13 protein-coding genes and 1 pseudogene are annotated in these 15,559 nt (G+C 64.3%); 12 read left to right on the top strand and 2 right to left on the bottom strand.

Features of this window, described 5'->3' with window-relative positions; translation table 11 throughout:
- A pseudogene (locus tag JHD07_RS03225) lies at positions 1 to 763 on the bottom strand (hypothetical protein); the annotation flags it as partial.
- 130 nt (positions 764 to 893) lie between these two features.
- Positions 894 to 2,099, bottom strand: coding sequence for a zinc metallochaperone GTPase ZigA (gene zigA / locus JHD07_RS03220; RefSeq protein ID WP_291618858.1), 1,206 nt, complete (start codon positions 2,097 to 2,099; stop codon positions 894 to 896).
- A 160-nt stretch (positions 2,100 to 2,259) separates the two neighbouring features.
- Here zigA and JHD07_RS03215 point away from each other — a divergent pair, with 160 nt between their 5' ends.
- The 12 genes from JHD07_RS03215 to JHD07_RS03160 all read left to right on the top strand — a co-directional run bounded on the left by JHD07_RS03215 (position 2,260) and on the right by JHD07_RS03160 (position 15,213).
- Entirely contained in the window at positions 2,260 to 2,490 is a 231-nt protein-coding gene (locus tag JHD07_RS03215) for a hypothetical protein (RefSeq protein ID WP_291618904.1), read from the top strand.
- Between the two features lie 441 nt (positions 2,491 to 2,931).
- Positions 2,932 to 3,936 (top strand): tripartite tricarboxylate transporter substrate-binding protein, encoded by a 1,005-nt coding sequence (locus JHD07_RS03210; RefSeq protein ID WP_291618856.1) that lies wholly within the window; start codon positions 2,932 to 2,934, stop codon positions 3,934 to 3,936.
- Positions 3,937 to 4,021: 85 nt separating this feature from the next.
- Positions 4,022 to 4,519, top strand: a complete 498-nt coding sequence (locus tag JHD07_RS03205; protein ID WP_291618854.1) for a tripartite tricarboxylate transporter TctB family protein — start codon at positions 4,022 to 4,024, stop codon at positions 4,517 to 4,519.
- A 42-nt stretch (positions 4,520 to 4,561) separates the two neighbouring features.
- Positions 4,562 to 6,061 carry a tripartite tricarboxylate transporter permease gene (locus JHD07_RS03200; protein ID WP_291618852.1) on the top strand — a complete coding sequence of 500 codons (1,500 nt, stop codon included), beginning with the start codon at positions 4,562 to 4,564 and terminating at the stop codon, positions 6,059 to 6,061.
- Between the two features lie 402 nt (positions 6,062 to 6,463).
- On the top strand, positions 6,464 to 7,753 hold the full coding sequence (oxlT, locus tag JHD07_RS03195) for an oxalate/formate MFS antiporter (protein WP_291618850.1): 1,290 nt from the start codon (positions 6,464 to 6,466) through the stop codon (positions 7,751 to 7,753).
- Positions 7,754 to 7,923: 170 nt separating this feature from the next.
- Positions 7,924 to 8,352, top strand: a complete 429-nt coding sequence (locus tag JHD07_RS03190) for a CBS domain-containing protein (RefSeq protein ID WP_291618848.1) — start codon at positions 7,924 to 7,926, stop codon at positions 8,350 to 8,352.
- 540 nt (positions 8,353 to 8,892) lie between these two features.
- Positions 8,893 to 10,299 carry a hypothetical protein gene (locus tag JHD07_RS03185; protein ID WP_291618846.1) on the top strand — a complete coding sequence of 469 codons (1,407 nt, stop codon included), beginning with the start codon at positions 8,893 to 8,895 and terminating at the stop codon, positions 10,297 to 10,299.
- A 179-nt stretch (positions 10,300 to 10,478) separates the two neighbouring features.
- The gene (locus JHD07_RS03180) at positions 10,479 to 10,682 is read left to right on the top strand and encodes a hypothetical protein (RefSeq protein ID WP_036017107.1); all 204 of its coding nucleotides are present in this window, start codon (positions 10,479 to 10,481) and stop codon (positions 10,680 to 10,682) included.
- 53 nt (positions 10,683 to 10,735) lie between these two features.
- The gene (locus JHD07_RS03175; RefSeq protein ID WP_291618842.1) at positions 10,736 to 11,386 is read left to right on the top strand and encodes a hypothetical protein; all 651 of its coding nucleotides are present in this window, start codon (positions 10,736 to 10,738) and stop codon (positions 11,384 to 11,386) included.
- Between the two features lie 316 nt (positions 11,387 to 11,702).
- Positions 11,703 to 12,713, top strand: a complete 1,011-nt coding sequence (locus JHD07_RS03170; RefSeq protein ID WP_291618840.1) for a nitronate monooxygenase family protein — start codon at positions 11,703 to 11,705, stop codon at positions 12,711 to 12,713.
- A gap of 9 nt (positions 12,714 to 12,722) precedes the next feature.
- Positions 12,723 to 13,691, top strand: coding sequence for a zinc-binding dehydrogenase (locus tag JHD07_RS03165; protein ID WP_291618837.1), 969 nt, complete (start codon positions 12,723 to 12,725; stop codon positions 13,689 to 13,691).
- 148 nt (positions 13,692 to 13,839) lie between these two features.
- Positions 13,840 to 15,213, top strand: coding sequence for a cation-efflux pump (locus JHD07_RS03160; RefSeq protein WP_291618835.1), 1,374 nt, complete (start codon positions 13,840 to 13,842; stop codon positions 15,211 to 15,213).
- Positions 15,214 to 15,559: the final 346 nt, after the last annotated feature.

The raw sequence follows: 15,559 nt of genomic DNA, 5'->3' as shown, positions 1-15,559 counted from the left end.
CCGTTACGGTATGCCGGTGTTGTCGGTGCACGCGCCCTGCCTGTTGATCTCGCAGCGAGTGTGGGGTGCTGACCCGATCCCCAAACTCGACCGCAGCGTCCAGGCTGCCGAGCGGCTCGGCGCGCAAGACGCCGCCCGCGCGCGAGAAACGCATCACCGAGAAATCGCTGGTGCCGCCGCCGAAATCGGCGACCAGCACGGTGGCATCGCGCTCCAGTTTGCGGGCAAAGGAGAATGCCGCGCCGACGGGCTCGTAGACGTAGCGGGCGTGGCCGGCCCCCAAGCGCTCGAACGCGGCCCGGTAGCGCTGCATCGCCAGAGCCTCGTCGGGATTACCGCCGGCAAAGCGCACCGGGCGGCCGACCGTGATGGTCGCGGCGTCGAAGCCGAACTTCTCTCCGCCATGGCGCGCCAGCGTGCGCAGGAACGCCGCCAGGATGTCCTCGAACTTGTAGCGCTGCCGGAAGACTTGCGTGGTGTTGAAGCTGGCGCTCGCCGCAAAGGTCTTGAACGATTGCAGAAAGCGGTAGACGTGGCGGCCTTCGAGAAACTGCTCGATCGCCCACGGGCCGCCTTCGGCCTGGACGCCGGCGCCCGGCCGATCCTCCCAGAAGCACAGCGCCGACACGTAGACGCTGTGGCGCTGCCCGCCGTGGTCGAAGCGAATGGCCTCGACCCGGCGGTCGTCCGCCGCCAGCGCCACGACCGTGTTGCTGGTGCCAAAATCGATGCCGATCGAGACGGCGGGCGAGGCGCTCGACATGAACCACTTCTTGCAGATGCTTGGAAAGGGGGCAGAGCACTAACGGCTTTGCCGTCCCCTTGCAAGACCTGGCCGGAGATGGAGATGACCGGGCCACGACCTCGCGCCGGAACTCCGATCTTCACGCCGCTCAGTTGGACTGATCGCCTCGACGCCAGGCCGGAAAGGGATCGGCGAGTACGGACCACGCGGCGGTGTCCATGCTGGACGTATCGGGGACAAGACATGCATCCAGCCTGCGGCGGATCTCGGCTTCGTCCATGCCGGTGCCGATGAACACGATCTCCTGGCGGCGATCGCCGTAGACCTTGTCCCAATACTGGCCGAGCCGCTTGCGCCAGCCTTCGTCGTTGGGCCACCGCTCCTTCGGGACGCTCGCCCACCAGAAACCCAAGGCTTCGGTCCTCACGATCGCTCCCGCCTGGCTGATTTCGCCGAGCCATTGCGGCCTCGTCGCCAGCCAGAAATGACCTTTCGCCCGGATCACGCCCGGCCAGGACTGCTTGACGAACGCGTCGAACTTCGAGGGATCGAACGGCCGGCGGGCGCGGTAAACGAAGTTCGTCACGCCATATTCCTGCGTCTCGGGCACGTGGTCGGCGAAACCGTAGAGCTCCTTGTACCAGAGCGGATGCTGCTGGGCCTTCTCGAAGTCGAAGCGGCCGGTGTCGAGCACGCGGTCGAAGGGCACACGGCTGTGATTGGCCTCGATGATGTCGGCTTCGGGATTCAACGCGCGGATGATCTGCCGCGCCGCCTCGCGCTGTTGCGGCGAGGCATCGTCCACCTTGTTGAGGACGATCACGTCGGCGAACTCGATCTGCTCCACGAGGAGATCGACCAGCGTCCGCCTGTCTCCGTCCAGCGCCTCGCCGCGCTCGCCGAGAAACTCGGTCGAGGCATAGTCCTTGAGCAGGTTGACGGCGTCGACCACCGTCACCATCGTGTCGAGGCGGGCGACGTCGGAGAGGCTTTCGCCCTCCTCCGACCGGAAATCGAACGTCGCTGCGACCGGAAGCGGCTCCGAAATGCCGGTCGATTCGATCAGCAGATAATCGAAGCGGCCGCTTTCGGCGAGCCCACGCACTTCCCTCAGCAGATCGTCCCGCAGGGTGCAGCAGATGCAGCCGTTGGTCATCTCCACCAGTTTCTCGTCAGTCCGTGAGAGGTTGGCACCACCATCGCGGACCAGGTCCGCATCGATGTTCACCTCGCTCATGTCGTTCACGATCACCGCCACTTTCAGTCCGTGCCGGTTGTTGAGAACGTGGTTCAGCAAAGTGGTCTTTCCAGCCCCGAGGAAGCCGGACAAGACGGTGACGGGGAGTTTGGGCATGAAGGTCAAACAGCCTTTTGAGCGGGATGGGTCGAGGGCGGCGAGACACGGCATCTCACTATGTAATGTTATAACATTACATCCACGTTTCCGCAGGCAATGTCAATGCTCGCCGGAAGTCCTCGCCGCTATGCCGCAATGCGGGAGACCGAATGCTGCCATGCAAACACGCGGCTGGACGCTGGCATCTGGTATACGTAAATTACCTTCACATGAGGCAGCAGGATTGGCTGCTTCCAGAAAGGGATTTCCGATGTCCAAGACCGCTTCCGTTGCTCTCGCACCGTCGTCGTCGCTGTTCGCCCGTCTGATGGCGACGATCGACAGCTTCCTGATGGCAAGCGCCGAAATCTCGAATCGCAACGGCCAGCTGCCACGTTTTGGCCTGTAAGGCCTCATTCAGCGTGCAGATTGCGGGCTGACAGCCCGAAGCCGTTTCACGAATGGCCCCGCTTGTCGGGGCCATTTGCTTGTCGCATCCCAACCAGCGCGCGGGCCAAACTGCGACAATTAGTCCACGACGTGCCCTCCCGATCCGATTGTTTGTTCGCTGGCATCTCGCATACCATTCGACCAAGAGCAATTTACGAACAAAGCACAGACGGGGGAAACCACCGCAGGACGGGAACGGCCACGCCACGCGCCGCCAGCCGTGGCGGAACCTTAGCCGAAAGGAGCGGATGCCGCGCCCTGTCCCCCCTCCTAGAATTTCTACCGGGACTTGCATGGGGATTGTCCGAGACCGGTGACCCCCAAGCATGTGACTCAAGATAGACTGACGCAAGCCGCCGAAGAGCGGCCGCGTTGAATGGTTCGACAGGGAGTGAAGCAGATGAAGCCGTTCGTTCTGAATGTCGCTGCGGCGGCAATCGTGATGTCGTGCGCCGGCAGCACCGCGAGCCGCGCGGCCTGGGAGCCGGTCCGCCCGGTCGAGTTCATCGTGCCCGCGGGCACCGGCGGCGGCGCCGACCAGATGGCACGCACAATCCAGGGCATCGTCACCAAGCACAACCTGATGAAGCAGCCGCTGGTCGTCATCAACAAGGCCGGCGGCGCGGGCGGTGAAGGCTTCCTCGACGTGAAGACGTCGGCGAACAATCCGCACAAGATCATCATCACGCTGTCGAACCTGTTCACGACCCCGCTCGCCACGGGCATCCCGTTCAACTGGAAGGATCTGACCCCGGTCGCGATGCTCGCGCTCGACGAGTTCGTGCTCTGGGTCAATGCCGAGAAGCCGTACAGCTCCGTCAAGGATTACATCGACGCCGCGAAAAAGGCGCCGAGCGGCTCATTCAAGATGGGCGGCACCGGCTCCAAGCAGGAAGACCAGATCATCACGGTCGGCATCGAGAAGGCGATCGATGCCAAGTTCACCTACATTCCCTACAAGGGCGGCGGCGAAGTCGCGGTGCAGCTGGTCGGAAATCACGTCGATTCGACCGTCAACAATCCGATCGAGGCGGTCGCGCAATGGCGCGGCGGCAAGCTTCGTCCGCTCTGCGTGTTCGACGCCCAGCCGATGGCCTATGACGAGCCGATCGCCGACGGCAAGGCCTGGAAGGATGTTCCGACCTGCAAGTCGCAGGGCCTTGCGATGGAATATCTCATGCTGCGCGGCATCTTCATGGCGCCCAAGGCCACCAAGGACCAGGTCGAATATTACGTCGAGCTGTTCAAGAAGGTGCGCGCCACGCCGGAATGGCAGGACTTCATGAAGAGCGGCGCCTTCAACACGACGTTCCTGACCGGCGCCGATTACGCCAAGTGGATCGAGGCGGAGGAGAAGCGTCACGAGGGCCTGATGAAGGAAGCCGGCTTCCTCGCATCGAATTGAGCCACGGCATCGATGCCGGCCGAGGATGCTGCGCGTCCTCGGCCGGGAGCGACCGCGAACGACTGCATCTCCGCGTGGAGGCCTCATGACTGAACGATCCCGATCCGAATCCGGCCCCGCACACAAGACGCTGGAAATCGGCATGGCGCTGCTGATCGGCGCCTTCGGCCTGGTCGTGATCTTCGGTAGCATCAAGGCCGGCATCAATTGGGGTGCGGAGGGACCACGTGCCGGCTTCTTCCCCTTCTATATCGGCGCCGCCATCGTCGGCGCGAGCGCGATCAACCTCTGGCACGCGCAACGCGACGATGACGGCCGGCTGTTCGCGGAATGGGGACAGCTGCGCCAGGTGATGAGCGTCGTGGTGCCCACCGCGATCTATGTCGGTGCGATGCCGTTCATCGGCCTCTACGTCGCCTCGATGGTCTTCATCGCCTGGTTCATGCGCTGGCTCGGCGGCTATCGCTGGCTGACGGTCGCCGCGGTCGCGATCGGCATGCCGGTCCTGACCTATCTGGTTTTCGAGCGCTGGTTCCTGGTGCCGCTTCCCAAGGGGCCGGTCGAGGAATGGCTCGGCCTGTGAGAGCCACGCATTCATTCAATTGCTGCTGCAGGACGTCCTGACATGGAAGAGTTGGCCAACCTGTTTCACGGCTTCGCAGTCGCCCTGCAGCCCTACAACATCATGCTGATGGTGATCGGCATCACGCTCGGGGTCATCATCGGCGTGCTGCCGGGGCTGGGCGGGGCCAACGGCGTCGCGATCCTGCTTCCCCTCACCTTCAGCATGCCGCCGACATCGGCCATCATCATGCTGTCCTGCATTTATTGGGGCGCCTTGTTCGGCGGCGCCATCACCTCGATCCTGTTCAACATACCCGGCGAACCGTGGTCGGTGGCGACCACCTTCGACGGCTATCCCATGGCGCAGCAGGGCAAGCCTGGCGAAGCCCTCACGGCCGCCTTCACCTCCTCCTTCGTCGGCGCGCTGTTCGCCGTCGTCATGATCACGCTGGTTGCGCCTCTCGTTGCAGGCTTTGCGCTGCGATTTGGCCCGGCGGAAAAGTTCGCCGTCTACTTCCTCGCCTTCTGCTCTTTCGTCGGCCTCAGCAAGGAGCCGCCGTTCAAGACCATCGCGGCGATGATGATGGGCTTCGCGCTGGCGGCGGTCGGCCTCGATTCCATCACTGGACAGTTGCGGCTGACCTTCGGCGTCACCGAGCTGCTCAACGGCTTCGACTTCCTGATCGCCGTGATCGGCCTGTTTGGCATCGGCGAGATCCTGCTGACCATGGAGGAAGGGCTGGCGTTCCGCGGCGGCAAGGCCAGCATCAACCTTCGCGTGGTGCTGCAGACCTGGCGGGAATTGCCCGCCTATTGGATGACCTCGCTGCGCTCCTGCCTGATCGGGTGCTGGATGGGCGTCACGCCCGCTGGCGCAACGCCAGCCTCCTTCATGAGCTACGGTATCGCCAAGCGCCTGTCGCGACGCGGCAACAATTTCGGCAAGGGCGAGATCGAGGGCGTGATCGCACCGGAAACGGCCGCGCACGCCGCGGGCACCGCCGCGCTGCTGCCGATGCTTTCGCTCGGCGTGCCGGGCTCGCCGACGGCGGCCGTGCTGCTCGGCGGCCTCCTGATCTGGGGCCTGCAGCCCGGCCCGATGCTGTTCGTCGAGCAGAAGGAATTCGTCTGGGGCCTGATCGCCTCGATGTATCTCGGCAATCTCGCCGGCCTCATCGTCGTGCTCACCTGCGTGCCGATCTTCGCCGCGATCCTGCGCGTGCCCTTCGGCATCATCGCGCCGCTGATCCTGGTGCTGTGCGCGATCGGGGCCTATTCGGTTCATAACAGCACCTTCGACGTGATGCTGATGCTGGTGTTCGGCGTGCTCGGCTATCTCCTGAAGAAGTGCAACTACCCGCTCGCTCCTCTCGTGCTCGCCATCGTGCTCGGCGACAAGGCCGAGGAAGCCTTCCGGCAATCGCTGCTGGGATCGCAGGGCTCGCTCGGCGTATTCTTCTCCAACGGACTCGTCAGCACCATCATGGCGCTCGGCGTCGTCGCCCTGTTCTGGTCCGTGATCCAGGAAGGCTATAGCCGGCTGCGCACGTCGATGGCGTGAGGCGGAAGGCTGCGGAATCCGCATCGCTCTTGACGTCAGAATGCCGCAGCCCAGACTTCTGGAATACAGAATTTTAGGAGCCACGGCATCTCTGCAGAAGTCGCGCGCCGGCTGGACGCAGCCTGACCCGTGGGGGAAGAGCTCCCGCTGCGGGCGCCGCCCAAGATGGCTCTCAAAACCTCAAACAAGCCAGAATCGCAACCTCATCAATGATTTGATGGAGATTCGACGCTTTACGCCCGCAGCGGTTGAGGCTTTACAGATCCCCTCTAAGACGTCATGTGAGTGAACTGCGCTATTTTGTCGCACCTCTCCATCCCATCTTGAATATTGGCATCTTGCATACCAAGCTGCGCGCTAGCGCACACATAAAAATGATGGGCGCATTCGGGAGGGTTTTGAATGACGGACATGGTGCAGTCGGCTGCGGCCCCAGGTGTCTCACGTGTGAGCGATGCGTATCGCTGGGCGCAATTGGCCGTCGGTGTGGCGGCGATGGTGATGATCGCCAACTACCAATACGGCTGGACGTTCTTCGTCCCCGACATCCAGAAGACGTTCGGCTGGGATCGCGCCTCCATCCAATGGGCCTTCACCCTGTTCGTCTTGTTCGAGACCTGGCTGGTGCCGATCGAAGGATGGTTCGTCGACAAATACGGCCCGCGCATCGTCGTGCTGGTCGGCGGCGTGCTCTGCGCCATCGGCTGGGCTATCAACGCGTATGCGACCTCGCTCAACGGCTATTATCTCGGCATGATCATCGCGGGCATCGGCGCCGGGGGCGTCTATGGCACCTGCGTCGGCAACGCGCTGAAATGGTTTCCGGACAAGCGCGGCCTTGCGGCCGGCATCACGGCCGCCGGCTTCGGTGCGGGCTCCGCGCTGACCGTGGCGCCGATCCAGGCCATGATCAAGGACAGCGGCTTCCAGACGACCTTCCTCTATTTCGGCCTCGGCCAGGGCATCATCATCTGCATCCTCGCCTTCTTCCTGCTCGCGCCCAAGGCGGGCCAGGTGCCGAACGTGGTGGCGAACGCCAACCTGCTGCAGACCCGCCGCAACTATCAGCCGACCGAGGTGCTGCGTCAGCCGATCTTCTGGCTGATGTACTTCATGTTCGCGATCGTCGGCGCCGGTGGTCTGATGGTCACCGCCAATCTGAAACCGATCGCAGTCGATTGGAAGGTCGATAACGTGCCGGTCACCCTGATGGCGGTGACGATGACGGCGGTGACCTTCGCGGCGACGATCGACCGCGTGCTCAACGGCCTGACGCGTCCGTTCTTCGGCTGGATCTCCGACATGATCGGCCGCGAGAACACGATGTTCATCGCCTTTGGCATGGAGGGATTCGGCATCTGGATGCTCTACCTCTGGGGCCACGATCCGGTCTGGTTCGTGCTGCTGTCCGGCTTCGTGTTCTTCGCCTGGGGTGAGATCTACTCGCTGTTCCCCTCGACCTGCACCGACACGTTCGGCGCCAAGTTCGCGACCACCAATGCCGGCTTGCTCTACACCGCCAAGGGCACCGCCGCGCTGCTGGTGCCGATCGCCAACTACATGCAGCAGTCGTCGGGCACCTGGGACGCCGTGTTCATCATCGCGGCCGGCGCCAACATCCTGGCCTCGCTGCTGGCGATCGCGGTGCTCAAGCCCTGGCGCAAGGTCGTGGTCGCGAAATCGACTCTCTGATCCACGCCGTATTCATCAATCACAGCGCCCGGCCTCACGGCCGGGCGTTCTGCTTGTGCGGCAAACGTCAGAAGCGCTGTCACAAGAATTTTCGGATCCGCCAAATTCGCGCTTGACGACTGGCATTATGTATACCAAACTTCCCACAACGTTTACCCAGGGAGGTCGCCATGCTGGTCGGAGACATTCTGCGCAAGAAGACGCCGCGCGTCGTCACGGTACGTATGAACGAGACGGTGGGGATCGCGGCCAAGCTGATGCGCGCCAACAACATCAGCGCGCTGGTGGTCAAGGACGTGGTCCGCTCCGAAGGCAACACCGCGGTCGGCATGTTCACCGAGCGCGACGTGGTGCGCGCCGTCGCCGAGCACGGCGCCAATGCCGTCAACGTCAAGGTCTCGCAGCTCGTCTCGGTGCAGCAACTGGTGTCCTGCACCACCTCGGACACGATCGAGCACATTCGCCATCTGATGAACCGGCATCACATCCGGCATCTGCCCGTGATCGACAATTACAGTCTCGTCTCCGTCGTCAGCATGCGCGACATCGCAGCCGCCGTCGACGAGGCGCTCAACGGTACACCGCAAGCAGCGGCCTAGACACGCGCCCGTACGACGACGCCTTCTGCGCCATCATTTTCCGAGGAAGTTCGAGCGCAGCTTGTCAGCCAACCAGACCGCGAAGATCGCACCGAACGCGAGAGCAACGTACAGAACCGTCCACAGTAGTGCATTACCTGCATTGGTCATGGCATCCTCCCTGGTGTTTAAAGTCGATTGCCTGGGAGGATAAAGCGGCCGTGCCGGCGCGATTTGCGCCGGATCAATTTTGCCGCGCTGCGGTGATAATAAATGAGTGCGCAGTCTGACGACCGGCTCTGCGTCATCCGGAACGCGCGTAGCCGCAGGCAATGCTAGGGATGCATGGAGTCCGGGCTCGCGACTTCGTCGGGCCTGGCATGACGGTTAGGGATTATGGCCCCGCGCCGTCGACAATCCGGCTCCGCCCTTGCACCGATCCGCTGACGCAACCAGCCGGGGATTGCGGCACCGGAAAGCTCCCGCGCGCCCGGCCGCCCCTTGCGCTCGGTTCCGCTCTTGGCAACTATGACGATGTTGCGCCGGCGTGAGGAATTCACGATGTGGCTGTTTTTCCTGGTTGCCTGGTTTGCCCTGCTTGCCGTCATTGCGGTCTTGGCCCAGCAGACGTTCGGCTACGACATCGCCCACCTGCCCGTCTGGTTCGCCGGCCTCTCCGTGCCGCAGCGCACGACCATCGGCGCAACGCTGGCCCTTGCCGTGGCCCTGATCGCCGGCTCGGCCTGGCGGCTCTCGCGGCAGGACCGCAACCTGAAGACACTCCGTGACCGCCTGAGGAAGACCCGCGAGGACGTCGTCGTCGCCCATGCCCTCCAGAACCACCTCGATGCCACCGTCCAGCACCTGATCGAGAGCGATCCCCGGGAGGCGGTCTCGGGTCTGCACGACAAGCTGGCCGAGACCGAGCGGCGTGCCCTGCTGCAGCAGGGTCGCAACGAATCCACCGACATGCACGACCAGCTCGCCGAGATCCGCCGACGCCAGCAGGACCTGCGCGAGATGGTCGGCAAGGTCGCCGAGCAGCGGCGTACCGTCGAGCCCATATTCACCGAGATCCGCGACCGCCAGAACCAGCTCGAGCGCTCCCTGCACGACCTCGAGACCGACGACCGCAAGAACAACCTCGCCGACCGGCTCAAGGACATCGCGCGCGACGTCTCGTTGCTGCTGACGCGGGTGGGCACGGTCCAGGAGACGTTTGCAACCCTCAACCAGTACAAGGAGGATCTGGCCAGGTCTCACGCGGAGCTGGCGCCGCTGCGATCGACGGACGCCGGCATCAACGCGCTGATCGGCGAGCTCAGCCTCAGCCATGACCGTCTTGCCAAGAGCCTCGACGAGCTCGAGACCGGCGGCGATGCGCCGCTCGACGCCCGCGTCGAGACGCTTTCGAAAAACAAGATGGAGATCCAGCAGCGCCTCGCCCGCATCGACGACAGTTTCAACATCCTGAAGAGCATCCGGCTGGATTTCGAGGAGCTCGGCCAGCGCCAGGCTCAGCTCGACCGTTCGCTCGCCGACGTCGAGATCGATCCCGACGGCAAGACGCTTGCCGAGCGCCAGAACGCACTGAACGAATTCATCGTCCAGTCGCGCCAACGCCTCGGCGCGCTGCAGGAGACATTGGCGACGCTCAATGCCTTCAAGGCCGAGCTGTCGAAGTCGCAGGCCGACCTCATCCCGCTCAATGCGCCGGTGTTCGGCATCGAGGCCATGATCGCCGAGGTCGGCGCCACGCGCGACCTTCTCGCGAGGACCGTCAGCGAGATCGAGGCGAATGCCGGAGTGACCCTTGCCTCGCGCGTCGACGCGCTGACCCACAGCAAGCGCGAAGTGGAAGACCGCCTCGCGCGCGTCTTCGACAATTTCAACGCGCTCGACGCGTTGCGCAAGGACATCGGCGGAATCTTCGCGACGATCAGGAACAGCCTGAACCGGATCGGTTGAGCGGCCGCGCAGGATGGATAGCGCGCAGCGAAACATCCAGACACATCACATCTGCGCGCCGCCCGATCAATGCCGCCAACATGTCCCGCGCCTGCCGCACTGTCGTCGCATTCCGCCGCCCTTGTGAGGCGTGTCTGGGGGCACGGCATTGCCGCGTTTAGACCAAACCTTGTAGGGGTATGACTGTGAAGAAAATTGTGATTGCTCTGGGTGCCACGCTTGCTCTGGTGACGGCCGCAAACGCTGCGGATCTGCCGCGTCGGCAGCCCGTGCCGGTTTATCCGGGCGAACAGGCTCCGATCGGCAAGATGCCGATCGGCAAGAGCCCGGTTGGAAAGGCCCCGATCGGCAAGGCGCCGGGCCCGGTCGCGGCGCGCTACTGACGCGCGGCGGAATACGCGCAGACTCTGGTAGCACCGATGGTCGGGGGAATAGCGTGACGAACCAAGCTGGTCGATCGGGACCCTGCATCCTCGCAGGCTTCGCTCTTGCGGCTATGCTCACATGCACGACGCCCTCGGTGTCGGCTCACGAGGCAAACAAGCGCGTTGCCGATGCGAACGCGCTTGTTTCGACCGACACCGTGTCGCGACCAGCGCCGCCATCGACACGCCGCTCGGTCGCGCGCGTGGAGAAAGGCCCCTACTACGTCGACTTCCGCGCGCGGACCGCGGCGAGCTGGGGCCATGCGTTCGTCTGGTACGGCAAGACCAGCGAGAAGGCCGTCGAAGTCGCGGGCCTCACGCCGGCCGGCGACACGCTCGCCTATGTGCTCGGTCATATCACCTTTGTGCCGTCCGAGACCGGTGCGAGCTACGGCGATCTCGATCCGGAATATCTGACCGCGAGCTATCGCGTCTATCTGAGCGAGGCCGACGCCAAGCGCGTGTTCGCCTACATCAAGGAGCTGCAGGCGAGCTCGCCGGTGTGGAACGCCGAGACCGCCAATTGCACCGGCTTCATCGGCGACATCGCCGAGTTCATGGGATTGAAGGTGCCCCATCGCTGGCAGCGTCCCGAAAAGTTCGTCAACAGTTTGAAGGAAATGAACGGCGGACGGCAGATGGTGCGGCTGTCGGCGCGGTAGCTATTCGCTCCATACTCGGTGTCGTTGCCCGCGAAAGCGGGCAATCCAGTATTCCAGAGACAGCGAGGCTGGAGCCGAGAAGCCGCAGCGTACTGGATAGCCCGCCCCCGCGGGCTATGACAGCGGAGCTTGAGGAAAGAGTTTGCCTCATCGGATCGGGTGACGGCATGCGCCGATTATCCGCCTCGCGGAATCACCCCGCCATCCGCATGCCTCCATCGCACGCCCCCGCAATAGACATTTCCCGACCCCGGCGGCATCCTTCCTGTCATCAATCGACAACAGAGGCCGCGGGCCATCCAGGGGGAAACGCATCATGTTGCAGACACGGTTCACCAAACTCGTCGGCGTCGAGCACCCGATCGTCCAGGGCGGCATGCAGTGGGTCGGCCGGGCCGAGCTGGTCGCCGCCGTCGCCAATGCCGGCGCGCTCGGCTTCATCACGGCGCTGACCCAGCCGACGCCGGAGGACCTCACCAAGGAGATCGCGCGCTGCCGCGACCTCACCGACAAGCCGTTCGGCGTCAACCTCACCATCCTGCCCGCGATCAAGCCGCCGCCCTATGCCGAATACCGCGCCGCCATCATCGAAAGCGGCATCAAGGTGGTCGAGACCGCCGGCAACAAGCCGCAGGAGCATGTCGACGAGTTCAGGAAGCACGGCGTGAAGGTCGTGCACAAATGCACCAGCGTGCGCCACGCGCTCTCGGCCGAGCGCATGGGCGTCGATGCCATCTCGATCGACGGCTTCGAATGCGCCGGCCACCCCGGCGAGGACGACACGCCAGGCCTGATCCTGATCCCGGCCGCCGCCAACAAGATCAAGATCCCGATGATCGCCTCCGGCGGTTTCGCCGACGCGCGCGGCCTCGTCGCGGCGCTGGCGCTGGGCGCCGACGGCATCAACATGGGCACGCGCTTCATGGCGACCAAGGAGAGCCCGATCCACCAGCTCATCAAGGAGAAGATCGTCGCCAACGACGAGCGCGAGACCGAGCTGATCTTCCGCACCATGCGCAACACCTCGCGCGTCGCCAGGAACGCGGTCTCGACCAAGGTCGTCGCGATGGAAAAGGAAGGCGCCAAGTTCGAGGACATCCGCGAGCTCGTTGCCGGCGCCCGCGGCAAGATGGTCTATGCCACCGGGAATTCCGACGAAGGCATCTGGTCGGCCGGTCAGGTCCAGGGTCTGATCCAGGACATCCCGAGCTGCGCCGAGCTGGTCTCCCGCATCGTGCGCGAAGCGGAGGCGATCATCCGCGGGCGGCTGGAAGGCATGATCATTCAGCCGCAACGCGAAGCTGGGAATAATCACTGCAACAGGTGAGAGTATTGCATGAAAGCCTACGTCTACGGCCCTGAAGGGGCGAGGATTTCCGACGTCGCTCAACCCAAGCCCAAAGGCACGCAGGTGCTGGTTCGCGTCCGCGCCTGCGGGCTCAACCGCGCCGACACCGCCATGCGCAAGGGACACGCCCACGGCGCGGCCGGCGGCGTCGGCACCGTGCTCGGCATGGAATGGGCCGGCGAAGTCGCCGAACTCGGGCCCGACGCAAAAGGTGTGAAGGTCGGCGACCGCATCATGGGCTCGGGCAGCGCTGCGTTCGCCGAATATACGCTCGCCGATCACGGCCGGCTGTTTCACGCGCCCTCGAACATGAATTTCGAGGAGGCCGCCACCCTCCCGGTCGCGCTCGCGACCATGCACAACGCCGTCGTCACGGTCGGTGGGCTTCAGGCGGGACAAAGCGTCCTGATCCAGGGCGCGAGTTCCGGCGTCGGGTTAATGGCGATGCAGATCGCCCGGCTCAAGGGCGCGAAGCTGGTGGTCGGTTCGTCCACGGACGCCTATCGCCGCGGCCGGCTGAAGGACCATGGCGCCGACCTCGCCGTCGACTCGTCCGATCCCAAATGGGTCGACGAGGTGCTGAAGGCGACGAACGGCGAAGGCGTCGACCTCATCATCGACCAAGTCTCGGGCAAGGTCGCGAGCCAGAACCTCGCCGCGACGAAAGTTCTGGGCCGCATCGTCAATGTCGGCCGGCTCGGCGGCACCCATGCCGATTTCAACTTCGACCTGCACGCGGCGCGACGCATCGATTATGTCGGCGTCACCTTCCGGACCCGCACGATCGAGGAGGTCCGCGAGATCTTCGCGGAGGTCAGGAAGGACATCTGGGGTGCGGTCGAGGCGCGAAAACTGCAGCTTCCGATCGACAAGGTGTTTTCGTTCGACCAGATCGACCAGGCGTTCGAGCACATGGAGGCGAACAGGCATCTGGGGAAGATCGTGGTGACGGTGTAGAGCGCCGCGGGGAATCTCGGGATTTCCGGGTTCGCCTTCGGCGCCCCGGCATGACGGGGCGAGAGCGTATTCCGCTCCTGCAAGTCACTTGCGACAGCAGCTGACAATCATCGCTTGATGTTCACCCCTGCCCTGCTAAATCCCCGCCATGACCTCCCACACCGACAAAACCTCGGTCGCGGCGATCTCGATCCTCGCCAGCGGCGGCATGGCGGCGGCCAAATTCGCGGTCGGCATCGCGATCGGCTCGCTGGCGCTGATCTCGGAAGCCCTGCACTCGACGATCGACCTCGTCGCGACCATCATCACCTGGGCCGTGGTGCGGGTGTCCGACAAGCCGGCGGACGACGAGCACCATTACGGCCACGGCAAGCTGGAAAGCGTCTCCGCGCTCGGCGTCACCGCCCTGCTCTACGTGCTCGCCGGTGGCATCCTGGTCGAGGCCTATAGCCGGCTGAGCGAGGGAACCCCGCCGCCGACCATCTCGGCCGTGCCTTTCGTCGTGCTGGTGATCGACATCATCGTCAATCTCTGGCGCGCCCGCGCCCTGCAGCGTGCCGCGCGCGAGACCAGGAGCCAGGCGCTGGCGGCGGATGCGCTGCATTTCGCCTCCGACGTGATGGGCTCGTTCGCGGTCATCATCGGCCTGATCCTCGCCGCCCTCGGCTTCTGGTGGGGCGACGCCGCCGCGGCCGCCGCGGTCGCCGTGATGATCGCAGCTCTCGGCCTGCGCATGGCCGGCTCGACCGTGCAGACGCTGGTCGACCGCGCCCCCGAAGGCGCGCAGGAGGCGGCCACCGCCGCGATCCGGAGCGTGCCTGGCGTGATCGAGGTCGAGCGGCTGCGGGTGCGGATGGTCGGCGCGACCACGTTCATCGACGCCATCGCAAAAGTGCCGCGGACCTATCCCATTGACCGCGTCGAGGAGATCAAGCGCGACGCAGAGGCCGCAGTGCTCAAGGCCTTCGGCGATGCCGACCTCACCTTTGCCGCGGTGCCCGTCGCACGCGACAACGAGACCGTCCGCGACCGCATCATGGTGATCGCGCACAATTCGGGCCTCGCGGTCCATCACGTCACGGTGCACGACCTCGGCGCCAAGCTGATCGTCAGCATCGACCTCGAGGTCGACGGCGCGATGCAGCTCGAGGCCGCCCACGACATCGCCAACAACCTGGAACGCAACATCCAGGAAGAGTTCGGCGAGGACGTCGAGGTCGACGTCCATATCGAGCCGCTGGAACCGGAACTGCCGTTCGGGATCGATGCCGCGCCGGAGAGGGTGCGGACGATCGCCGCCGCGCTGACGGAATATGCCGCCGGCGGCGAGATCCACGACATCCACAATGTGCGCGTCCGCAACACCGATGCCGGCGAGATCGTCAACTTCCACTGCCGCGCCGCGCCGTCGATGAGCGTGATCAAGGTCCACGAGCACGTCGATGCGATCGAGCGCGCCTTGCGGCACGCGTTCCCGAGCGTGAAGCGTGTCATCAGCCACGCCGAGCCGCCGCGTGCGTGACGAGAAACGCGCGAAGAGTCACACGTTCTCGTTTCGGACTCGCTGCGCCCGTGAGTTTGCGGACGCAGGATGCACAAACTGCGTGTTGGATAAGAATAATTTCGCGTTAACGATTCGTTGACTCTCGACAGCCCGCGAAAACTGGATTCAAATCGGTGTGATTCGAAAGCGACGTGGGGCTGCTTTCGAACTGGTTTTCAGGGGGCCGAAGGCATGCCGCGTGCAGACGCCGCGAACGCGTGCGTCCAATCCGACTCGATCAAGGGATTGGCGCAATCGATCGCGAAACCTGCCTATCACCGGCTCCTGACCGCGGAGCCAGCGCTGCGCCGCGCCGTGCCGACGC

Source organism: Bradyrhizobium sp., assembly GCF_016462955.1.
Classification (GTDB): Bacteria; Pseudomonadota; Alphaproteobacteria; order Rhizobiales; family Xanthobacteraceae; genus Bradyrhizobium.
Note: the sequence above shows the minus strand (reverse complement) of the source record. Positions and strands in the feature narration are given on the sequence as shown.